This is a genomic window from Croceivirga radicis (assembly GCF_002072105.2).
In the GTDB taxonomy this organism is placed as follows: Bacteria; Bacteroidota; Bacteroidia; order Flavobacteriales; family Flavobacteriaceae; genus Croceivirga; species Croceivirga radicis.
Genome location: NZ_MTBC01000005.1, coordinates 80,367 through 102,308, shown reverse-complemented (window position 1 = coordinate 102,308; position 21,942 = coordinate 80,367). Strand labels below are relative to the sequence as shown.

20 protein-coding genes are annotated in these 21,942 nt (G+C 37.3%); 18 read left to right on the top strand and 2 right to left on the bottom strand.

Going from position 1 to position 21,942, the window contains the following annotated elements; translation table 11 throughout:
• The first annotated feature begins 213 nt into the window (after positions 1-213).
• Both BUL40_RS09265 and BUL40_RS09260 read left to right on the top strand, forming a co-directional pair.
• Positions 214-2,772 (top strand): ATP-dependent Clp protease ATP-binding subunit, encoded by a 2,559-nt coding sequence (locus BUL40_RS09265; protein ID WP_010519695.1) that lies wholly within the window; start codon positions 214-216, stop codon positions 2,770-2,772.
• Positions 2,773-2,958: 186 nt separating this feature from the next.
• Positions 2,959-3,366: a hypothetical protein gene (locus BUL40_RS09260; RefSeq protein WP_010519696.1), complete on the top strand. Its 408-nt coding sequence runs from the start codon at positions 2,959-2,961 to the stop codon at positions 3,364-3,366.
• Between the two features lie 7 nt (positions 3,367-3,373).
• Here the strand turns inward: BUL40_RS09260 and BUL40_RS09255 are convergent, their stop codons facing one another.
• Positions 3,374-4,930: an NAD(P)H-hydrate dehydratase gene (locus BUL40_RS09255; protein ID WP_080319025.1), complete on the bottom strand. Its 1,557-nt coding sequence runs from the start codon at positions 4,928-4,930 to the stop codon at positions 3,374-3,376.
• Positions 4,931-5,185: 255 nt separating this feature from the next.
• Between BUL40_RS09255 and thrA the strand changes: the two genes are divergently transcribed.
• The 7 genes from thrA to BUL40_RS09220 all read left to right on the top strand — a co-directional run bounded on the left by thrA (position 5,186) and on the right by BUL40_RS09220 (position 12,989).
• Positions 5,186-7,627 (top strand): bifunctional aspartate kinase/homoserine dehydrogenase I, encoded by a 2,442-nt coding sequence (gene thrA / locus BUL40_RS09250; protein WP_080319024.1) that lies wholly within the window; start codon positions 5,186-5,188, stop codon positions 7,625-7,627.
• A gap of 2 nt (positions 7,628-7,629) precedes the next feature.
• A complete protein-coding gene (locus BUL40_RS09245) occupies positions 7,630-8,553 on the top strand; it encodes a homoserine kinase (protein WP_080319023.1) in 924 nt (307 codons plus the stop codon).
• Position 8,554: 1 nt separating this feature from the next.
• Complete coding sequence (gene thrC, locus BUL40_RS09240; protein WP_080319022.1) at positions 8,555-9,853, top strand: threonine synthase; 1,299 nt, start codon at positions 8,555-8,557, stop codon at positions 9,851-9,853.
• 64 nt (positions 9,854-9,917) lie between these two features.
• Positions 9,918-11,000 (top strand): glycine cleavage system aminomethyltransferase GcvT, encoded by a 1,083-nt coding sequence (gene gcvT, locus BUL40_RS09235; RefSeq protein WP_080319021.1) that lies wholly within the window; start codon positions 9,918-9,920, stop codon positions 10,998-11,000.
• A gap of 81 nt (positions 11,001-11,081) precedes the next feature.
• A complete protein-coding gene (locus BUL40_RS09230) occupies positions 11,082-11,915 on the top strand; it encodes a sugar nucleotide-binding protein (RefSeq protein WP_080319020.1) in 834 nt (277 codons plus the stop codon).
• A gap of 16 nt (positions 11,916-11,931) precedes the next feature.
• A complete protein-coding gene (locus tag BUL40_RS09225) occupies positions 11,932-12,210 on the top strand; it encodes a 4a-hydroxytetrahydrobiopterin dehydratase (protein ID WP_010519703.1) in 279 nt (92 codons plus the stop codon).
• A gap of 68 nt (positions 12,211-12,278) precedes the next feature.
• Positions 12,279-12,989 (top strand): YebC/PmpR family DNA-binding transcriptional regulator, encoded by a 711-nt coding sequence (locus BUL40_RS09220; protein WP_080319019.1) that lies wholly within the window; start codon positions 12,279-12,281, stop codon positions 12,987-12,989.
• A 59-nt stretch (positions 12,990-13,048) separates the two neighbouring features.
• On the opposite strand, the gene BUL40_RS09215 is transcribed toward BUL40_RS09220, so the two are convergent.
• Positions 13,049-13,390 carry a pyruvate kinase gene (locus tag BUL40_RS09215; RefSeq protein ID WP_080319018.1) on the bottom strand — a complete coding sequence of 114 codons (342 nt, stop codon included), beginning with the start codon at positions 13,388-13,390 and terminating at the stop codon, positions 13,049-13,051.
• 165 nt (positions 13,391-13,555) lie between these two features.
• Between BUL40_RS09215 and BUL40_RS09210 the strand changes: the two genes are divergently transcribed.
• The 9 genes from BUL40_RS09210 (at position 13,556) to BUL40_RS09170 (ending at position 21,941) form a co-directional block, all read left to right on the top strand.
• Positions 13,556-14,425 (top strand): AraC family transcriptional regulator, encoded by an 870-nt coding sequence (locus BUL40_RS09210; protein ID WP_080319017.1) that lies wholly within the window; start codon positions 13,556-13,558, stop codon positions 14,423-14,425.
• Between the two features lie 85 nt (positions 14,426-14,510).
• Positions 14,511-15,836, top strand: coding sequence for an L-fuconate dehydratase (locus tag BUL40_RS09205; protein ID WP_080319016.1), 1,326 nt, complete (start codon positions 14,511-14,513; stop codon positions 15,834-15,836).
• Positions 15,833-16,606, top strand: a complete 774-nt coding sequence (locus tag BUL40_RS09200; protein ID WP_080319015.1) for an SDR family NAD(P)-dependent oxidoreductase — start codon at positions 15,833-15,835, stop codon at positions 16,604-16,606. The genes BUL40_RS09205 and BUL40_RS09200 overlap by 4 nt, the downstream gene beginning before the upstream one ends.
• Before the next feature lie 10 nt (positions 16,607-16,616).
• A complete protein-coding gene (locus tag BUL40_RS09195; protein WP_080319014.1) occupies positions 16,617-17,471 on the top strand; it encodes a fumarylacetoacetate hydrolase family protein in 855 nt (284 codons plus the stop codon).
• Positions 17,471-18,295 carry an amidohydrolase family protein gene (locus BUL40_RS09190; protein WP_080319013.1) on the top strand — a complete coding sequence of 275 codons (825 nt, stop codon included), beginning with the start codon at positions 17,471-17,473 and terminating at the stop codon, positions 18,293-18,295. Before BUL40_RS09195 ends, BUL40_RS09190 begins: the two co-directional genes overlap by 1 nt.
• 30 nt (positions 18,296-18,325) lie before the next feature.
• Entirely contained in the window at positions 18,326-19,105 is a 780-nt protein-coding gene (locus tag BUL40_RS09185) for an L-fucose dehydrogenase (protein ID WP_080319012.1), read from the top strand.
• 34 nt (positions 19,106-19,139) lie between these two features.
• Entirely contained in the window at positions 19,140-20,444 is a 1,305-nt protein-coding gene (fucP, locus tag BUL40_RS09180) for an L-fucose:H+ symporter permease (protein ID WP_080319126.1), read from the top strand.
• A 1-nt stretch (position 20,445) separates the two neighbouring features.
• On the top strand, positions 20,446-20,784 hold the full coding sequence (locus tag BUL40_RS09175; RefSeq protein WP_394336967.1) for an L-rhamnose mutarotase: 339 nt from the start codon (positions 20,446-20,448) through the stop codon (positions 20,782-20,784).
• Entirely contained in the window at positions 20,781-21,941 is a 1,161-nt protein-coding gene (locus BUL40_RS09170; RefSeq protein ID WP_080319011.1) for an alpha-hydroxy acid oxidase, read from the top strand. The genes BUL40_RS09175 and BUL40_RS09170 overlap by 4 nt, the downstream gene beginning before the upstream one ends.
• The last annotated feature ends 1 nt before the right edge of the window (position 21,942 follow it).

The following is a 21,942-nucleotide window of genomic DNA, read 5'->3' as shown; positions in this document are numbered from 1 at the left end:
TACCAAAAATTGCCGCCTTACAGGAACTGACAAACTTCTTTATTAAAAAAATTATTAACACTTCCAGTTCAATATTATGAAGAAGTATTTCGTTAAAGTTTTTACAAAACCCTGACATTTTCCGTGATTTAGCACTTCTTTATCGAATATAGGTACGGTATTTGGACAGGGTTGCAATACTTTTATTAATTTTAAGTTCGGAAAAGATAAGCTATGGATGATAATTTCTCACCAAGGGTAAAAGATGTGATTGCTTACAGTAAGGAAGAAGCCCTGCGTTTAGGGCACGACTTTATTGGCACCGAACATTTGATGTTGGGATTATTGCGAGACGGTAATGGCAAAGCAATAAACATATTAGATGCCCTAGATGTGGACTTGGATCATTTGAGGAGGAAGGTAGAAATATTAAGCCCCGCAAACCCCAGTGCAGGTACCACACAAAAAGATAAAAAAAACCTACATTTAACTAGACAGGCAGAAAGAGCTTTAAAAACAACTTTTTTAGAGGCTAAACTTTTTCAAAGTTCGTCTATTAATACCGCACACCTGCTATTGTGCATTTTAAGGAACGAAAACGATCCTACAACCAAATTGCTCCATAAACTAAAAGTTGATTATGATAACGTAAAAGAGCAATTTAAGTCTATGATAACAAGCGACGATGATTTTACAGATTCACCAAGGGCAGAATCTTTCCCTGGAGAACCTGACGATTTAGGAGATGGAAAGGAAAGCACCTTTGGTTCTTCTGGACAAGCAAAAGGCAACAAAAAATCCAAGACCCCTGTTCTAGATAATTTTGGTAGGGACCTTACCCGCCTTGCCGAAGATAACAAACTAGATCCAGTAGTGGGTAGGGAAAAAGAAATTGAGCGTGTGTCTCAAATTCTGAGCAGACGTAAAAAGAACAATCCTCTTTTGATTGGGGAACCTGGTGTAGGTAAAAGTGCCATTGCAGAAGGTTTGGCCTTACGCATTATCAATAAAAAAGTTTCCAGGATTTTATACAACAAACGTGTTGTTACCTTGGACCTTGCTTCATTGGTTGCGGGCACCAAATATCGTGGACAGTTTGAAGAGCGAATGAAAGCGGTAATGAACGAGTTGGAGAAAAATGATGATATTATTCTTTTCATAGACGAAATTCATACCATTGTTGGTGCTGGTGGTGCAACCGGAAGTCTAGATGCATCTAACATGTTTAAACCAGCATTGGCTCGTGGCGAAATTCAATGTATTGGTGCCACTACACTAGATGAATACCGCCAATATATTGAAAAGGATGGTGCCTTAGAAAGAAGATTCCAAAAGGTTATGGTAGAACCTACTTCTGTAGATGAAACCATAGAAATTCTAATGAATATTAAAGGCAAATACGAAGACCACCATAATGTGGTCTACACGGACGATGCCATTAAAGCTTGTGTTAACCTGACCAACAGGTACATGACAGACCGTTTTTTACCAGACAAAGCTATAGATGCCTTGGACGAAGCTGGTTCTCGCGTTCATATAGTTAATATGGACGTTCCCAAGCAAATTCTAGAATTAGAACAACAATTAGAAGATGTAAGGGAGCTTAAAAATAGCGTAGTTAAAAAGCAGAAATATGAGGAAGCTGCTAAACTACGGGATGATGAGAAACGTTTAGAAAAAGATCTAGCATCTGCCCAAGAACAATGGGAAGAAGAAAGCAAGCTTAATAGGGAAACGGTTACGGAAGATAATGTTGCAGACGTGGTAAGTATGATGAGCGGAATTCCCGTTAACAGGATTGCCCAAACAGAAAGCAACAAACTTGCAGAACTGCCAAGCCTTATCAAGGATTTTGTAATTGGCCAAAATGAAGCTGTACAAAAAGTAGCTAAAGCTATACAACGAAATAGAGCAGGTCTTAAAGACCCGAACAAACCTATTGGTTCTTTTATCTTTTTAGGACAAACAGGTGTGGGTAAAACCCAACTAGCAAAAGTTCTAGCAAGAGAATTATTTGATTCTGAAGACGCGCTGATTCGTATAGATATGAGCGAATACATGGAAAAATTCGCCATATCAAGATTAGTGGGTGCGCCTCCAGGATATGTTGGTTACGAAGAAGGTGGGCAATTAACCGAAAAAGTAAGAAGAAAACCTTATTCTGTTGTTTTGTTGGATGAGGTAGAAAAAGCCCATCCAGATGTATTCAACATGTTGTTACAGGTATTGGATGATGGTTTTATTACTGACAGTCTAGGTAGAAAAATAGACTTTAGAAATACCATTATAATCATGACCTCTAATATAGGGGCCAGACAACTTAAAGACTTTGGACAGGGTGTTGGTTTTGGAACAGCTTCAAAGAAGGCACAAGCAGATAGTCATCAAAAAAGTGTTATAGAAAATGCACTTAAAAAAGCTTTTGCTCCTGAGTTCTTAAATCGAATTGACGATGTTATCGTATTCAATGCATTAGAACGTGAAGATATCCATAAAATCATAGACATAGAGTTGAACAGATTGTTCAAACGTATAAAAGATATTGGCTACGATTTAACGCTATCAGAAGAAGCTAAAGATTACATTGCAGACAAAGGTTTTGATAAGCAATACGGTGCCAGACCTTTAAAAAGAGCTATTCAAAAATACATTGAAGATGCCCTTGCAGAAGAAATAGTTAATGCAAACCTAGAGGAGGGCGATAGCATTTTTATGGACTTAAACAAAGACAAAGAAGAGTTGACCATAAAAATAAATAAAGCCGAAAAATCTTCTGAAACAAAGGAAGACTAAAAAGTTAGGTTAAAAGTTTTTTGAAAAGGACTGCTGATGCAGTCCTTTTTTTATGGTTGCGTCTAAAATCGATAAAAGTTCATTTTTTTTAACATTTGTCCAGCTAAATCTGCTTTTAATCTAATAAATTTCAAGACCGTACCTCACCTTTATAGTTTTGCTCTTGAGACACTATAATAAGAGCAAATGAAATTTGGGGCAGCAAAGAAACAGGTGGTCGTGCGCGAGTACCACTTGGATGCGGGCATAATACAAGTCTTTGAAGACTATATTGTTTCGCATTTTAACGAGGGTACTACCTTAACTCTCGAGCGTTTGTATCAACTTATTGGAATTACAGAAATCCATTTTAGGGAAAGGCCCTTTGCATATATTAGTTATAGAAAAAATTCTTTTGCTATAGACCCAATAATTTACACGTACTTAAGAGAACTAGATAACCTTAAAGCACTGGCCGTTGTTTCAAAAAAAGAAATAGACATGCACAACTTTAAGATAGAAAAACTATTCTATAAAAAACAAATGGAGTTTTTTATAGAATATGAAAACGCGGTTGTTTGGGCTCAGAAAAAGGTAAAAGCCAAGAAGAAATAAAAAAATCTTATTGCTCCGCTCTCTCTTGTTGTTGTTGACCTTGTTGTTGTGGCTGTTCACGTTTGAACAATTCCACAAAAGCGGCACCAATACCCTCAATAATTTTGCTTGCTGTTAACGCTTCATACCCTATAGTAGTAACAGCTATATCTGCAGATAAACCGTGTAAATAAGTTGCCATAACACTTGCCGCCAAAACATCATAACCCTGAGCTATTAATCCAGTGACCATTCCGGCCAATACATCTCCCGACCCTCCTGTGGCCATTCCGGGATTTCCAGTAGAGTTAATGTAGCCAACACCATTGTAAAAACAAATAGTATGTGCACCTTTTAAGACCAACACACTTTTGGTTTGCGCACTAAATTTTTTGGCCTTTTCCAACTTTTCAAAATCACTGGACCACGTACCTACCAACCGTTCAAATTCTTTTGGGTGTGGAGTAAAAACAGAACCCTCTGGCACCAATTTTAATAATTGCCTATTAGCGGATAACAAGTTTAAAGCATCAGCATCTAAAGCCAGCGGTAATTTATTCTTCTTTAAAAAATTGGTCAGTGCTATTTTTGTATCATCATGTAGCCCTAAACCCATTCCCAAACAAATTACGTTCACTTTTTCAGGTACTTCAACAGCGCTAATCTGCTTATTTTGCTCATCTGTTATTACCATAACCTCTGGCAGGGCAGTTTGTAAGGGCATGTAACCGCAGGCAGGAACATAAGTACTAACCAAACCGGCCCCTACCGTTAATGTAGCTTTTGCAGCTAATTGTACAGCCCCAATTTTACCATAACTACCACCAACAATTAATGCGTGACCGTAAGTTCCTTTATGGGAAAATTTTAATCTTGGCCTATACAATGCAGCCACCTCAGGCTTACCAATATATTGGTATTCAGTAGGGGCATTGTAAATAAATTCAGGATCTAACCCAATGTCCAAAAGTTCCCAGTGGTTCAAATAACTTGCCGTTTCTGGTAAAAAGAAGGAAAGCTTAGGCGTCTGAAAACTTAATACAACATCTGCTTTAATCACATTTTCTTCGCTTGATGGAGCTTGCTCCATAAATAATCCGGAAGGTATATCCACACTTAACACAAAAGCTCCAGAAGCATTAATATGGCTTAACACTTTTACGACCCATGGTTCTGGATCCCTATTTAGGCCTATACCAAAAATTGCATCTATAACCACATCGTCTTTACCAATTGAGGTTAAATGTAAATTTTCATCTATAAATTCTGGCCATAGCTTACGTTCTTTTAAACGGTCTAGGTTTATCAAAAAGTCCTTGGAGCGTTTTTCACTATAATTTACCACGTAGACCACTACATTGTAATCATGCTCTTTAAGCATCCTAGCAACAGCCAACCCATCCCCTCCGTTATTGCCAATTCCACAGAAGACATGAATTTTTATAGGATTGCCTTGCAACCTACTATGTATCCAGTTAAAAACTTGGTCAGCAGCCCGTTCCATAAGCATATCACTGGTAATTCCGTATTTCTGTATTGTGAAATTGTCAGCCTCATGTACTTGTTTTGCAGATAAAATTTTCATTATATAAGAATGCTTGTGTTAAATTGATAATATCGTAAAAATAAGACGAATCTATTTGATGCCTATTTGCTATACACTACTTTTGGTGTAGATAATTGAAGCATGCAATTTAAGCAAACGGACATTAAAACAACTTTTTCCCATGGTAATTTCAACTTCCGCACAATTACCACTACAACCCCTTTGGGGTAATCTATCTATATACTTTCCGTCCATATTTCAATTAAATTCGTTTAAATCTAAATTTCATTTCATATGAAAACCCTAAAATTTGGTGGCACTTCTGTCGCCAATGCCAATAATATAAAACTAGTAAAAGATATAGTTTCGCAAAACCAAGTACCTACTGTAGTGGTAGTTTCTGCTTTTGGTGGCGTTACCGATTTATTATTAAACGCTTTAGACCTAGCTGCCAAAAACGAAATTGGCTATAAAGAAATTCTTTCTCAAATAGAAGAAAGACATTTTAATGCTATAAAATTACTATTTCCTGTTGCCATACATAGCGGACTAATTAGTAAGGTAAAAAGTGAACTAAACGATTTGGAAACCTTACTAGAAGGGGCTTTTTTAATTGGTGAAACCACTCAACGCCTTTCTGATAAAGTGGTAAGTTATGGCGAATTGCTTTCTTCTTATTTAATAAGTGAACATTTTAAGGCCGAAGGTTTAGATGCGATTCTCAAAAATGGAAGAGAACTTATAATTACCAATGACAATTTTGGTAACGCATCCGTAAATTTTAGCAAGACCAATGAACAAGTTGCAGCATTTTTTGAAAACAATTCGCATAAAATTACCGTTGTGCCCGGTTTTGTGGCAGCAACAGAAGATGGAGATGCCACAACATTAGGTAGAGGTGGTTCTGATTTTACCGCGGCCATTTTAGCCGCAGCTACAAATAGTGAAATTTTAGAAATCTGGACAGATGTTAGTGGTATGTATACTGCCAATCCAAAATTGGTAAAGCAAGCTAAATGTGTTGCACATATATCTTATGAAGAAGCTATGGAGTTGTCGCACTTTGGTGCCAAAGTACTCTACCCTCCTACCATACAACCGGTTTTAAACAAAGAAATACCCATAGTTATAAAAAATACGTTTGAACCAGAACAAGAAGGAACTTTAATTACAAAGAACACCAATGGAGAAGGTAAAACCGTAAGAGGTATAAGCCATATAGGCAACATTAGCCTGTTATCTTTAGAGGGCCCCGGAATGGTAGGTATACCAGGGATTTCCAAACGTTTTTTTGAAACTATAAGCCAAATTGGAGTAAGTGTAGTTTTAATTACCCAAGCCTCTTCGGAACATTCTATTTGCATTGGTATTGCAGATAAGGATGTAGCTAACGCCTCTAAAGCGGTAAATCTTGCGTTTGAATATGAGATCGCTTCCAAAAAAATTCACCCAGTTAAAGTAGAAACAGACTTAGCTATTGTTGCCTTAGTAGGCGATAACATGAAAAGTCATCAAGGGTTAAGTGGTAAGATGTTTTCTACCTTGGGGAAAAATAACGTGAATATTAGGGCTATAGCTCAAGGTGCTTCTGAGCGTAATATCTCTACCGTAATCGATAAAAAAGATATAAAAAAGGCATTAAATGCATTGCATGAAGCCTTTTTTGAAGAAAACATAAAGCAGTTGAATCTTTTTGTTATGGGTTGTGGTAACGTTGGTTCCAAATTATTACAACAGTTACAGCAACAACATAGCTATTTAAAAAAGGAATTAAAACTAAATGTACGTGTTATAGGTATTGCCAATTCTAGAAAAATGGTCTTTCAAGAAGGGGGTATAGATTTGTCTAATTGGCAAGACACCTTGGATTCTGGAACCATAGCCAACCAAGAAGCATTTATTTCAAAAATTAAAGAACTAAACTATCGCAACAGCATATTTGTAGATAATACGGCCAATGCAACCGTTGCGGCTACCTATAGCGACTATTTAAAGAATAGTATCTCTGTGGTTACCTGCAACAAAATTGCCTGTTCTAGCGAATATCAAAATTACCTTTCACTTAAGCAATTAGCTAAAAAATACAACGCACCTTTTTTATTTGAAACCAACGTTGGGGCGGGTTTACCCATTTTAGACACCCTAAAACATTTAATTGTTTCTGGCGATAAAGTGAAGAAAATACAAGCTGTACTTTCTGGTAGTTTAAACTTTGTATTCAATAATTTTAATGGCGAAACCACTTTTCATGATGTTGTAAAACAAGCACAAGTACAGGGTTATACAGAACCAGACCCTACAATAGATTTAAGTGGAATTGATGTTGCCCGTAAAATTCTGATACTTGCTAGAGAAAGTGGCTACCATTTGGAATTAACAGATATTGAAAACGAAGCCTTTCTACCAGAAGAGAGTTTACAAACCAATTCTAACGAAGCCTTTTTTAATACTTTGGTCAAGTACGAATCTGATTTTCAAAAACGCTATAAAAATGCTGCCGATAAAGGGTGTAAACTTAAATATGTAGCACAATTTGAAAATGGCAAAGCAAAGGTTGGTTTACAAGAAATTCCGCAAGGGCATGATTTCTATAATTTGGAAGGCAGTGACAATATTGTCTTATTTTATACAGAAAGGTACCCTCAACAACCTTTGATAATTAAAGGAGCCGGTGCCGGAGCAGATGTAACGGCGTCTGGTATTTTTGCGGATATTGTTAGAATTGGTAATTTTTAGGTATGGAAGAAATTCAACTCTTTTGCCCTGCCACAATTGCCAATGTTTCCTGTGGTTTTGATGTTCTTGGCCTAGCTTTAGCATCTGTTGGGGATACAATGATAATTCGTAAAAAAAAGAAACCCGGTATAACCATCACCAAAATTACCGGTCAAGATTTACCCCTGGCAACAGAAAACAATGTAGCAGGTGTAGCAGGCTTGGCCTTTTTGGAAGCATCTGATTATCATGGCGGGTTTGAAATTGAAATCCATAAAAAAATAAAACCGGGTAGTGGCATTGGCAGTAGTGCTGCCAGTGCTGCAGGTGCTGTAGTGGGCATGAACATCTTACTAGACAATCCATTTAATTTTACCCAACTAACCACGTTTGCCATGCAGGGCGAAAAATTAGCCAGTAACGTGGCCCATGCAGATAATGTGGCCCCAGCTATCTTTGGGGGTTTTACTTTAGTACGCAGTTACAGCCCATTAGATATAATACCCATACCCACTCCAACAGAATTATATGCAACCGTAGTGCATCCACAAATAGAAGTAAAAACTTCAGACTCTAGAAAAATTCTTAAAAATACCTTTACCCTTTCTCAGGGTATTAAACAATGGGGCAATATGGGTGGTTTGGTCGCTGGCCTATACACTTCAGATTATAATTTAATTGGCCGTTCGTTAGAAGACCATATAATTGAGCCTATACGCTCCATATTAATACCAGAATTTAAAAAAGTTACCGATAGCGTAAAAGAAACTGGCGCCTTAGGAGCTGGCATTTCTGGTTCTGGCCCTTCTATTTTTGCATTGAGCAAAGGCAAAGAGATGGCCAAGCAAGTTGCCGAAACCATTAAAACAATTTATAGTAAAACAGGGATAGATTTCGATATCCACGTTTCTAAAATAGCCTCCTCAGGGGTACACAAAATTTCGTAAAATGACGTACTATAGCCTAAATAACAATTCGCATACTGCAACTTTTAAAGAGGCTGTTATAGCAGGTATTGCCCCAGATAAGGGTTTGTATTTTCCAGAACAAATAACACCGCTACCAGAATCTTTTTTTAAGAATATAACAACACTCAGTAAAGAAGAAATTGCGTTTAATGCCATACATCAATTTGTAGCTGACGAAATTCCTAATCAACGGTTACGTGAAATATTGGCCAATGTATTGGATTTTGATTTTCCTATCGTGCCAATTGAAAACAATGTAGCCACCTTAGAATTGTTTCACGGCCCAACCATGGCCTTTAAAGACGTAGGGGCTCGTTTTATGGCCAACTGCTTAGGTTATTTTTCTGAAGGCAATAATGAAGAAGTAACTGTTTTAGTGGCAACCTCTGGTGATACCGGTGGTGCGGTAGCCAATGGTTTTTTAGGTGTAAAAGGGGTACGTGTGGTTATCCTATACCCTAGTGGTAAGGTTAGTGCTATTCAAGAAAAGCAATTAACTACGCTTGGGCAAAATATAACCGCAATTGAGGTAAATGGTGTTTTTGATGATTGCCAGCGTATGGTGAAAACGGCATTTTTAGATAAAGAAATTACCAATGTTAGGAAACTTACTTCTGCCAATAGTATTAATGTAGCCCGTTGGCTTCCACAACTCTTGTATTATTTATTTGCCTACAAACAAGCCAAGGAACAAGGCAATGAAATAGTTTTTTCCGTACCATCTGGCAATTTTGGAAATATTTGCGCTGGGATGGTAGCCCAAAAATTAGGCATGCCCGTAAAACACTTTGTAGCCGCTACAAATGTTAATGACGTAGTGCCACAGTACATGGCATCAAAAGGAAAGTACAGTCCCAAACCATCTACAGCTACCATTAGCAATGCAATGGATGTGGGCGACCCTAGTAATTTTATTAGGATTCAGCAACTGTATGGCAATGCATTTGAAACGCTTTCTAAAAGCCTTTCTTCCTATTCTTTTACGGACCAAGAAACAAAAGCCGCCATGAAAAAAATTTATGAAGAAACGGGTTACGTAGCGGATCCACATGGAGCCGTAGGTTATCTTGGACTTAAGAAATTCCAGGAAACAAATCCAAACACCTATGGCATATTTTTAGAAACTGCGCATCCTGTTAAATTTTTACCGGTGGTAAAAGAAACGCTTGATATAGAACCAGAAATACCGCCGCAAATTATGAAAGTTATGAATGGAAAAAAGGAAGCCATTGCCATAACCACCTATGAAGAACTAAAATCCTATCTATTAAAATCATAATTACAAATAGCCACGTTTTAACCCATCTAGATTTAATATTTTTGCGCAGACTAAATTTCAACTAATGAAAAAAACTGCTTTAAACGATACACACCTTGCTTTAGGTGCTAAAATGGTACCCTTTGCTGGTTATGAAATGCCTGTTTCCTATGAAGGCGTAAACGCAGAGCACGAAACCGTTCGCAACGGAGTTGGTGTTTTTGATGTTTCCCACATGGGAGAGTTTTTGATTGAAGGACCTAACGCTTTGGCATTGATTCAAAAAATCAGTTCTAATGATGCCAGTAAACTTACGGTTGGTAAAGCACAATATAGTTGTATGCCCAATGAAACAGGCGGTGTGGTAGACGATTTAATCATCTATCGTGTTAAGGAAGAAACCTATCTATTGGTTGTAAACGCGGCTAACATAGAGAAAGATTGGAATCATATTTCTAAATACAACAAGGAGTTTGGAGCCAGCATGAAAGATTTATCCGAAGGGTATTCTCTTTTGGCCATTCAGGGTCCAAAAGCCGTTGAAGCCATGCAATCTTTGAGCGCTCATGATTTATCCGCCATCAACTTCTACAACTTTGTAGTTGGTGATTTTGCCGGAATAGAGCATGTAATAATTTCTGCAACAGGATACACAGGCTCCGGTGGGTTTGAGATTTATTGCAAGAATGCTGAAGTACAGCAAGTCTGGGACAAGGTTTTTGAAGCAGGAAAAGCTTACGGAATTAAGCCAATTGGTTTGGCCGCAAGAGATACCTTACGTTTAGAAATGGGTTATTGTTTATATGGTAATGATATAGACGATTCTACTTCACCATTGGAAGCTGGTTTAGGGTGGATTACCAAATTCAATAAAGATTTTGTTAACTCGGATGCATTGGCCTTACAAAAAGAAAATGGGGTTTCTAAAAAGTTGGTGGCTTTTGAAATGCTAGAAAAAGCAATACCTAGACAAGGATATGATATTGTAGCGGACAATACCACAGTTGGAACCGTTACCTCTGGTACCATGTCTCCTTCTCTTAACAAAGGCATTGGATTGGGGTACGTACCTACCAATATGGCCAAACCAGGCACCCAAATACACATACAAATACGTAAAAAGACAGTGCCCGCACAAGTGGTAAAATTGCCTTTTTATAAGGTTTAGACAAAAACGAACACTAAATTAAAGCATCCTACCTTTGTAAAAGATAGGATGTTTGTTTTTTAAATTAAGGAGAAAGCGGATTTGAGTAGTAGAGAAAAAGGAAAAAAAATACTGATTTTAGGTGGTAGCGGATTTATTGGAAATGCCCTATACAAAGAACTTAGGGGTTATTTTGATACGTATGGCACCTATTGCACCAACCCTACGTTTAGGGATAATCAGCAATTTTATCCTTACAATATGGTAGAGGACGATGTTTTTGCAATTTTGGATAAAATTAAACCCGATGTTATAATTTCTTCCGTTAGGGGCGATTTTGCTGCCCAGCTAATTGCCCACCAACATTTGGTAGAATATGTATCGGAAAATGATGCCAAAATTCTATTCATTTCGTCTGCCAATGTTTTTGATGCCTACAGCAAGTTTCCTTCGTATGAGTATGACAAAACCTTATCTGGTAGTATTTACGGAAAATTAAAAATTAGGATAGAGAACATGCTCATGAGAATACCTCAGGAGAAAATGGCCATACTAAGAGTCTCTATGGTTTTTGGCAATGCCTCCCCACGTCTTAAAGAAATAAGAACGGCTTTACAGGAGAACGAACCTATAGAGGTGTTTCCAAATTTAATAACCAATGTTATTGATGATGATAAATTATCACAACAAATACATTACATCATAAACCAGAATCTTTATGGAATTTACCACCTTGGAAGTAAAGATTTGGTGCACCATGAAGATTTTATAAAAGAAACCATTCAAAATCTTGGTAATTTTCATCCTATTCTTAAAAAAGTCTACACAAGCAATGACGACCGTTATCTTGCCGCTTTGCCCAAAAATCATTTACTACCCAAAAACCTACAATTTGGCTACCAAGAAGTTATAGACCATCATTTACCTATAGAATAATGGTTAACTTTAGGTCATGGAAAAATTGACGGAAAAAGAAATTGCAGAAAAACTACCCAACTTAAAAGGTTGGGAGCACAAAGACGGTTGTATTCAAAAAAACTACACCTTTAAAAACTTTAAGCAGGCATTTGCTTTCATGACAAGAGTTGCGTTTGAATGTGAAGCACAAAACCACCATCCAGATTGGGAAAATGTATACAATTCCGTGAGCATAAAATTGAACACGCATGATGCTGGTGGGGTTACCCAAAAAGATTTTGATCTTGCCAAAACTATTCAAGATTTAGCCTAGGCCCAAATTTGTATTTCTTAATCTTGATTGATTAAATTTGTCGCTATCATAAAAATCAAATTGTAAACATGGGAAGAGCTTTTGAGTTTAGAAAAGCCAGAAAAATGAAACGTTGGGCAGCAATGTCCAAAGCGTTTACCAGAATTGGCAAAGACATCGTAATGGCAGTTAAAGAAGGTGGCCCAGACCCGGATGCCAACTCTAGACTACGTGCGGTTATACAGAATGCCAAATCTGTAAACATGCCCAAAGACAATATAGAAAGAGCCATTAAAAGAGCTTCTGACAAAAGTCAGGGAGATTACAAAGAAGTTCTTTTTGAAGGCTATGCACCACATGGCATTGCCATTTTAATAGAAACGGCTACAGATAATAATACCCGTACCGTGGCCAATATTAGAAGTTATTTTAATAAATGTAATGGTAGCTTGGGTACTTCTGGATCTGTAGAGTTTATGTTTGACCATACCTGTAATTTTAGAATTAATGGTGAAGGGCTAGACCCGGAAGAATTAGAATTGGAGTTGATTGATTTTGGTGCCGAAGAGGTTTTTGTGGATGAAGACGGTATTTTAATTTATGCCCCTTTTGAAAGCTTTGGAGATTTACAAAAAGAGTTGGAATCTAGGGGAATTGAAATTTTATCTTCTGGTTTTGAACGCATACCACAAGTAACCAAAGAATTAAACGAAGAACAAATTGCGGATGTGGAAAAATTATTGGAAAAGATAGAAGAAGACGATGACGTACAGAACGTGTACCACACCATGAAAGAATAATTTATGCATTTAATAGAAAGCCGCTACTTAGCGGCTTTCTTATTTATTCTAGAATGAAGTTATCCTTTTAATAAATCATGTACTTTAATCATTTCTTCAACAGTAAACTCTTTTTCCTTAAACCAATCGTGCGCAGCAATACGTCTATTCTCTATTTGAGCGGAACGTATGGCATTTAAACTAACCAAATGCCAGTGCACACCTTTTTTTCTATACACAGAATAGCCAACATCTTCCATAATAAAAGACTCTTTTGGCACATTAATTAAGCGAACCCCATTCTTTAAAACCGCTAAGGTTTTCGTAAGTTCTACAACAACAGAAAAAGAATACCTTTTAAAATCAGCAAAACCATTCTGCTTTACATTATACACTTTATCTCCTATTTCTAATGGTCTCATATTACCGTTTACGCCACAAATATACCGGTAAGGCCCGTGCAAGAAAAGTAGTTTTAGAGTGGTTTATTAACATATTTATAACAGTTTAAAAGAGAGTCTCCTAGCTAAAATCACGTTTTAAACTAATATTTTTTATACATTGTTTCTTTCAACAAAACTTTGAAAATGCGCCTACATTTGCTAGACCGTTCCAGCATTGATAACACTTCTATAACAGTTTCTCATAATTGCTATCCACATTTTCTAAAAATTTGGCACTTCCATGAAGAATTGGAATTGGTTTATATTCTAAAAAGTTCTGGCACTCGTTTTATTGGTGACCATATTGGTAAGTTTGATCGTGGAGAACTTGTTTTAATTGGTAAAAATGTACCGCATATGTGGTTAAATGATGATTCTTATTTTGATAAGGAGAATCCACTTGAGGCAGAAGCGGTAGCTATTCATTTTAAAGAAAACTTTGCAGGACAAACTTTCTTTGCCCTCCCAGAAATGAGCGCTATCTCTAAATTACTCGCAAAGGCGAGCCAGGGCATTCGTTTTTTTGACTTAACAGACACACTAAAAAACAATCTTCTAAATCTTAGTAATTATAATGATGGTATCCGTTTTTTACGAATTTTGGAAATTCTACTAGAATTAGCACAAACAGAATCCTTTGAAATACTATCTAGTAATGGGTTTATAAATACATTTCATAAAACTGCAGACGATAAAATGAACAACATCTATGAGTTTGTATTTAACAATTTCCACAATGCCATTAGTGCAAAAGATGTTGCTAATCATATCCATATGAATCCGTCCGCTTTTAGCCGTTTTTTTAAAAATACCCATAGAAAGCCATTTACTCGGTTTTTAAATGAAATACGGGTGGGTTTTGCGTGTAAACTTCTTTTGGAAGACAAAGAAAGTATAACACATATTGCCTTCATAAGTGGTTTTGGCAATATTTCTAATTTTAACAGACAATTTAAATTGATCAAAGGAGAAACGCCTCGTTCTTACCTAAAAAGGCATCAGAAACATTTCTAAAATTGCAAAAAAAGTACAGGTATCTGCGTTTAATTAGGTGGTTTTGTCAAAAATAGACAGCTACTTTTGATTAAAACAGTAACACATGTCTAAACCCGTAACAATTACTGCCGTAATTGCTCGCGATATTCGCTTTCCTACCAGCAAATCTTTAGATGGCTCAGATGCCATGAATCCAGATCCAGACTATTCTGCAGCCTATGTAATTTTAGAAACAAATGTACAAGGCTTAGAAGGTCATGGTTTAACCTTTACCATTGGTAGGGGCAATGAATTATGTACAAAGGCCATAGAATCATTGGCTCACTTGGTTGTTGGTAAAACATTGGAAAGTTTTACGAGCAACATGGGTGCTTTCTGGAAAATGATAACCGGAGATAGCCAGTTAAGATGGTTGGGCCCAGAAAAAGGCGTTATACATTTAGCAACCGGTGCAGTGGTAAATGCCGTATGGGATCTATACGCCAAAGTGGCGCAAAAACCACTTTGGAAACTATTGGCAGATATGAGTCCAGAAGAACTGGTTAGTTGTGTGGATTTTACCTATATCACAGATGCCATTACCCCAGAGGAAGCGCTTGATCTTCTAAAAAGCAAGGAAAAATCCAAAGCAGAGCGTATTGCCCATTTAGAAAAAAATGGATACCCCGCCTATACTACATCTGCTGGTTGGTTGGGCTATTCTGATGATAAAATGAGAAGGCTTTGTAGAGAAGCTAAAGAAAGTGGTTTTAAACACATGAAAATCAAGGTAGGTTCAGACCTCCAGGACGACATGAGAAGAGCCTCTATTATTAGAGAAGAAATTGGTGACGATTTAAAATTAATGATGGATGCCAACCAAAAATGGGATGTGGACGAAGCCATTACCAACATGGAATCGTTAAAGCAATTTAATCCATGGTGGATAGAAGAACCTACTAGTCCGGATGATATACTAGGACATGCCAAAATTGCTAAAGCCGTAGACCCTATAGAAGTAGCAACAGGAGAACATTGCCAAAACAGGGTTATTTTTAAACAATTGATGCAAGCAGGTGCCTTAGGCATTTGCCAAATTGATAGTTGTAGGGTTGGCGGCGTAAACGAAATTTTGGCCATACTATTCATGGCGGCCAAATTTGACATTCCCGTTTGCCCCCATGCCGGTGGTGTTGGCCTTTGTGAGTACGTACAACATTTATCAATGATAGATTACATTGCCATAAGTGGTAAATTAGATGATCGTATCATTGAGTTTGTAGACCATTTGCACGAACATTTTATAGAACCTGTTGTAATAAAGAATGGTGCATATATGCCCCCTAAATTACCGGGATATAGCATTACCATGAAAAATAAATCCTTGGACACCTACGAGTTTCCAAGCGGCAAATTTTGGAAAGAAGAATTAAAAACTAAAGTATCATGAAATTTAACCTAACTGGAAAACATGCCTTGGTAACTGGTGGAGGAAGTGGTATTGGACAGGCCATAGCCAAAACATTTGCAGAACAAGGTGCTACCGTTCATATCATTGAAATTAGTAAAGAAAATGCAATAGATACTTTACTTCAAATAGAACAAAGAAAGGGTAAAGCTTTTGCCTACACCTGTAACGTTGTTGATCAGCAACAAGTACTAAATACGGTAAATAGCATTGCCGCAGCGCATCCTTTATCCATTTTAATAAATAATGCTGGTATTGCCCATATTGGGAATATTGAACAAACAACAGAAGAAGATTTAGATCGGGTATATAATGTTAATGTAAAAGGCGCCTATAATTGTATGTATGCCATGGTACCTCACCTTAAAGAGCACGGCGGGGTAATAATTAACATGGCTTCGATTGCGTCTTCTGTAGGTATTACAGACCGCTTTGCTTATTCCATGAGCAAAGGGGCTATATTAACTATGACCTATTCCATAGCCAAAGATTATTTGGCCCATAACATAAGATGTAACAGTATTTCTCCGGCACGTGTACATACACCCTTTGTGGATGGTTTTTTAAAAGCAAATTATCCTGGGCAGGAAGAGGAAATGTTCAGAAAACTATCGGCCACGCAGCCTATTGGAAGAATGGGAAAACCAGAAGAGATTGCTAACTTGGCACTATACTTATGCTCAGATGAAGCGTCTTTTATTACGGGAACCGATTTTCCAATAGATGGTGGATTCATAAAACTAAACGGATAAAAAATTTAAAATGAAATTAATACGCTTTGGCGCACCCGGCCAAGAAAAACCGGGCATATTAACAGAAGACAACATAAGACTAGATGTTTCCGGATTTGTTTCAGACTATGATGAAGCTTTCTTTGAAAACGATGGCCTTTCATCATTGGCACAATACGTGGCCCAAAACGAAACCGCTTTACCCGTAATAAATAATCAAGAAAGATTGGGGCCCCCAATTAAAAGACCATCAAAAATAGTGTGCGTTGGCTTAAATTACGCCAAACATGCTGCGGAAAGTGGCATGGCCTTGCCTAAAGAACCTGTGTTGTTTTTTAAGGCTACTTCTGCCATTTGCGGCCCTAATGACCCTGTTATAATTCCAAGAAATAGTGAAAAAACAGATTGGGAAGTAGAGTTAGCAGTAGTAATTGGTAAAAAAGCCAGCTACGTATCTAAAGAAAATGCTCTGGACTATGTTGCCGGTTATACATTACATAACGACTATAGCGAACGTGCTTTTCAATTAGAAAAAGAAGGGCAATGGGTAAAAGGTAAAAGTTGTGATACGTTTGCGCCCATAGGTCCATTTTTAGCAACTAAAGAAGAGGTTCCCAATCCGCATAATTTAAATCTATGGCTTAAGGTAAATGGAGAACTTTTACAAGATAGCAACACAGAAGATTTAATTTTTGATATACCGCATTTAGTAAGTTATATAAGCGAATACATGACGCTATTGCCAGGAGATATTATTTCTACAGGTACACCATTTGGTGTAGGGCTTGGTTTTGATCCACCACGTTACTTAAAACCCGGAGATGTAGTAGAATTAGGGATAGATAAACTAGGAGTATCGTCTCAAATAGCGCAAGCCTATAGCTAATGATAATAGACGGCCATCAACATTTTTGGAAATATAACCCTGTCCGAGATTCTTGGATAGATGATTCTATGCAGGTCATTAGGCGTAATTTTCTACCAGAAGATGTACTACCCCATTACCAAACCAATAGTATTGATGGCTGTATTGCCGTACAAGCAGACCAATCTTTAGAAGAAACCGATTTTCTCTTAGGCTTAGCAAAAACTTATTCTTTTATAAAAGGGGTTGTAGGTTGGGTAGACCTATGCGATAATTCCGTAGAAGAAAGCTTGGCACATTACAGCACTTTCAATGCTTTTAAAGGCGTTAGACATATTTTGCAGGCAGAACACCAAGATTTTATGCTTAGTGCATCATTTTTACATGGTATTGGTAAATTGGAAAAATATGGCCTAACCTATGATATTTTAGTTTTTCCTAATCAATTACAAGCGGCAAAAAAATTAGTAAAAAAATTTCCCAACCAGTTTTTTGTACTAGACCATTTGGGGAAACCCTATATTAAAGATGGCCGCATCTTAAATTGGAAAAAAGACTTGCAAGAATTAGCACAATTACCCAATGTTTCTTGTAAAGTTTCTGGTCTAGTTACCGAAGCAAATTGGGAGAAATGGACCCCAGATGTTTTTGAACCTTATTTAGACGTAGTATTTGAAGCATTTGGTTGCGATAGATTATTATTTGGTTCAGATTGGCCCGTATCCAATCTTGCTGCAAATTTCAATGAGGTCTTATCTATTGTTAAAAATTATACCGCTACTTTAACTGAAAATGAAAGAAGTAAAATTATGGCCAATAATGCCATTAAATTTTATAAGCTTTAAAGATTACTAAACCGCTTACACAAACGTAGAATGGATTTAAACTTAAAAAACAAAGTTATTTTAATAACAGGCGGTTCTTCTGGTATTGGTAGGGGTATTGCCCTAACCCTAGCCCAAGAAGGCGCCAATCTATTTATAGTTGGTAGAAACGAAACCAATCTAAAATTGGTTATAAGAGAATTAGAGCAGTTTGGGGTTAAAGCAGCCTACTGTAAGGCAGAGCTTACCCAACCAGAAGATTGTAAAAAAGCTGTTAATGAGTGTTTAGCCGCCTTTGGAACCTTAGATGGTTTGGTAAACAATGCAGGGGTTAATGATTCTGTTGGCCTAGAAAAAGGAAATCATGAAGATTTTATGCGTTCTATCTCTAGAAACCTTACCCACTATTACATGATGGCCCATTATGCCCTACCCCAACTAAAAATTAATAAAGGGGCAATTGTTAATATAGGCTCCAAAACATCTGTGACGGGGCAAGGAGGCACCTCTGGTTATGCCGCAGCCAACGGTGGCCGCAACGCACTTACAAGAGAATGGGCGGTAGAACTACTACCCCACTCCATTAGAGTAAACGCCGTAATTGTTGCAGAATGTTATACTCCGTTATACGAGAGATGGATAAGTTCTTTACCCAATTCCAAAGAACGTTTAGAAGAAATCAATAATAAAATTCCTTTGGAGAATAGAATGACCACTGAATTTGAAATTGGAAATACAGTGGCATTTTTGCTTTCAGATAAATCTAGCCATACCACAGGACAATTACTTTTTGTAGATGGTGGTTATACCCATCTTGATAGAGCCCTATAAACTGCATACCACAAACAAACAACTAAAAACTAGAATGAAAATAGACCAAAAACCGGCCGTTGTGGCCAAGAAAACACTGATTCCCTTTATTTTAATTACATCTTTATTTGCGCTTTGGGGATTTGCCAATGCGGTTACAGACCCTATGGTACAAGCTTTTAAAAAAGTTTTAGAACTTTCTAATGCCCAGGCAGCTTGGGTACAAATGGCTTTTTATGGTGGTTATTTCTGTATGGCACTACCTGCAGCATTGTTCGTTAGAAAATTTTCATATAAGATTGGCGTATTAATTGGCTTGGCGCTTTATGCTGTTGGCGCTTTACTATTTTATCCAGCGGCCATAACCGAACAATTTTGGTTCTTTTGCTTGGGCCTTTATATTTTAACCTTTGGCCTAGCTTTTTTAGAAACCACGGCCAACCCCTACATCCTCGCAATGGGAGAACCAAAAACGGCAACACAAAGATTAAATCTTGCCCAAGCGTTTAATCCCGTAGGCCTATTATTAGGCCTTTTTGTGGCCCAACAGTTTGTTTTAAAAAATCTACAATCAGATGACATAGATAACTATGCTGCTTTAAGCGAAACCAAAAAAGCAATGATTAGAACTGCGGATTTAATGGTTATACGAGACCCTTATGTAATTCTAGGACTTGTAATCATTGGTATTTTTGTGCTAATTGGAGTAAGTAAAATGCCCCAAACTAAAGGGGATGGCAACATACCTAGTATTGCCCAAACATTTAATTCGCTAAAAAAGAATAAAAATTACGTTTTTGGTGTACTTTCTCAAGTATTCTATGTTGGAGCCCAAATTATGTGCTGGACCTACATTTACCAATATGCCGAAGCTATTGGAATCTCTAGTGAACGTGCGGCTAACTATCAATTTGCGGCCTTTATTTTATTCTTGGTAGGTCGCGTTATTGGCACCTATTTACTTCGTTTTATCTCTGCAGGTAAACTACTCAAGTTTTATGCAATTGCGGCAATACTTAGCGCCATATTAACCATAACCGTACAAGGTATTATTGGTCTTTATGGGTTGGTATGCATAACCTTGTTTATGAGTGTAATGTTCCCTACTATTTATGGTATTGCTTTAGAAGGTTTAAAAGAAGAAGAATCTAAAATTGGAGCGGCCGGGTTGGTCATGGCCATAGTTGGTGGGGCATTAATGCCAAATTTACAGGGCAGAATTATTGATATTGGCGGTTATGGAGTAAACGACACCCAAATTTTAGGAATAAGCGAGATAAACTTCTCATTTATTTTACCCTTGGGTTGCTTTATCGTGATTGCCCTCTATGGTAATTATGCACAAAAACTATTTGATTAATATGATGAAAAAACAAAGGCATTGCTTTGCTTTAGATTTAATAGACGATACCGAATTAATAGCGGCCTACAAAAAACATCATACTAAAGTTTGGCCAGAAATTATCAGCAGTATAAAAGCCGCAGGTATTATAGATTTAGAAATCTACCTGGTTGCGAATAGACTATTTATGATAATGGAAACAGGAGACAATTTTTCCTTTGAATTGAAAGAAGAAATGGATAAAAATAATGCTAAAGTTCAAGAATGGGAAACACTTATGTGGAAATACCAAAAAGCATTACCACTAGCAAAACCAGGAGAAAAGTGGCAATTAATGGACTTGATTTTTAAATTATGAGCAACAACAAGTGGATAATTAATAACGCCTACCCTTCCGTAACGGATTTGCGGAATAAAGCAAAACGAAAAATTCCAAAATTTGCTTTTGAGTATTTAGACGGTGGTTGCAATGAAGATGTTAATCTTATAAAAAACACAACGGATATAAGGGCGATAGAACTCTTGCCTAGCTATTTAAGCAAACACCAAGGCTCCACCATGCAGACAGAATTATTTGGCCATACCTACGATGCTCCCTTTGGTATTGCCCCCGTTGGGCTTCAAGGTTTAATGTGGCCCAATGCCCCTGAAATTCTGGCCAAAGCAGCCTTTGAGCATAATATACCATTTATTTTAAGTACGGTTACTACTAGTAGTATTGAACGCATTTCTGAAATTACAGAAGGTAAAGCATGGTTTCAGCTCTATCACCCAGCTGAAAATAAGTTACGAGACGATATTATTAATAGGGCCGCAGCAGCAGCTTGCCCCGTATTGGTAATTCTATGTGACGTGCCCACCTTTGGGTTTAGACCTAGAGATATAAGAAATGGCTTAGCCATGCCCCCAAAAATGAGCTTAAGTAATATTTTACAAATTTTGGGCAAACCAGAATGGGCTTATAAAACCCTAGTTCACGGTCAGCCTAATTTTGAGACTCTTAAACCTTATATGCCCAAAAACTTGGATTTAAAACAACTGGGCAAATTTATGGATCAGACTTTTTCTGGCAGGTTAAACGAAGAAAAGATTAAACCAATTAGAGATATGTGGAAAGGTAAATTGGTTTTAAAGGGCGTTGCTACGGAAATGGATGCCGAAAAAGCCATCCGTTTAGGGTTAGACGGTATTATAGTTTCTAACCATGGGGGTAGACAATTAGATGCGGGAGAATCTACCATTAGACCCTTAACAAGAATTGCCGCAAAATATGGCGACCAAATTAAAGTAATGATGGATAGCGGTTTGCGCTCAGGACCAGATATTGCTAGAACTATGGCCTCTGGGGCGGCTTTTACTTTTTTAGGTAGATCTTTTATGTATGGTGTTGCTGCATTGGGCAGCAAAGGAGGAGACCATACCATCTCATTACTAAAGACCGAGTTACAACAGGTTATGGAACAACTTTGCTGCGAAGAAGTAGCCGATTTTCCAAATCACCTAAACACTTTATAAA

Bases quoted from the DNA above. Each gene is read 5' to 3' on its own strand.
- BUL40_RS09265 (WP_010519695.1), top strand. From the start codon at position 214: ATGGATGATAATTTCTCACCAAGGGTAAAAGATGTGATTGCTTACAGT.
- BUL40_RS09260 (WP_010519696.1), top strand. From the start codon at position 2,959: ATGAAATTTGGGGCAGCAAAGAAACAGGTGGTCGTGCGCGAGTACCAC.
- BUL40_RS09255 (WP_080319025.1), bottom strand. From the start codon at position 4,930: ATGAAAATTTTATCTGCAAAACAAGTACATGAGGCTGACAATTTCACA.
- thrA (WP_080319024.1), top strand. From the start codon at position 5,186: ATGAAAACCCTAAAATTTGGTGGCACTTCTGTCGCCAATGCCAATAAT.
- BUL40_RS09245 (WP_080319023.1), top strand. From the start codon at position 7,630: ATGGAAGAAATTCAACTCTTTTGCCCTGCCACAATTGCCAATGTTTCC.
- thrC (WP_080319022.1), top strand. From the start codon at position 8,555: ATGACGTACTATAGCCTAAATAACAATTCGCATACTGCAACTTTTAAA.
- gcvT (WP_080319021.1), top strand. From the start codon at position 9,918: ATGAAAAAAACTGCTTTAAACGATACACACCTTGCTTTAGGTGCTAAA.
- BUL40_RS09225 (WP_010519703.1), top strand. From the start codon at position 11,932: ATGGAAAAATTGACGGAAAAAGAAATTGCAGAAAAACTACCCAACTTA.
- BUL40_RS09220 (WP_080319019.1), top strand. From the start codon at position 12,279: ATGGGAAGAGCTTTTGAGTTTAGAAAAGCCAGAAAAATGAAACGTTGG.
- BUL40_RS09215 (WP_080319018.1), bottom strand. From the start codon at position 13,390: ATGAGACCATTAGAAATAGGAGATAAAGTGTATAATGTAAAGCAGAAT.
- BUL40_RS09210 (WP_080319017.1), top strand. From the start codon at position 13,556: ATGCGCCTACATTTGCTAGACCGTTCCAGCATTGATAACACTTCTATA.
- BUL40_RS09205 (WP_080319016.1), top strand. From the start codon at position 14,511: ATGTCTAAACCCGTAACAATTACTGCCGTAATTGCTCGCGATATTCGC.
- BUL40_RS09200 (WP_080319015.1), top strand. From the start codon at position 15,833: ATGAAATTTAACCTAACTGGAAAACATGCCTTGGTAACTGGTGGAGGA.
- BUL40_RS09195 (WP_080319014.1), top strand. From the start codon at position 16,617: ATGAAATTAATACGCTTTGGCGCACCCGGCCAAGAAAAACCGGGCATA.
- BUL40_RS09190 (WP_080319013.1), top strand. From the start codon at position 17,471: ATGATAATAGACGGCCATCAACATTTTTGGAAATATAACCCTGTCCGA.
- BUL40_RS09185 (WP_080319012.1), top strand. From the start codon at position 18,326: ATGGATTTAAACTTAAAAAACAAAGTTATTTTAATAACAGGCGGTTCT.
- fucP (WP_080319126.1), top strand. From the start codon at position 19,140: ATGAAAATAGACCAAAAACCGGCCGTTGTGGCCAAGAAAACACTGATT.
- BUL40_RS09175 (WP_394336967.1), top strand. From the start codon at position 20,446: ATGATGAAAAAACAAAGGCATTGCTTTGCTTTAGATTTAATAGACGAT.
- BUL40_RS09170 (WP_080319011.1), top strand. From the start codon at position 20,781: ATGAGCAACAACAAGTGGATAATTAATAACGCCTACCCTTCCGTAACG.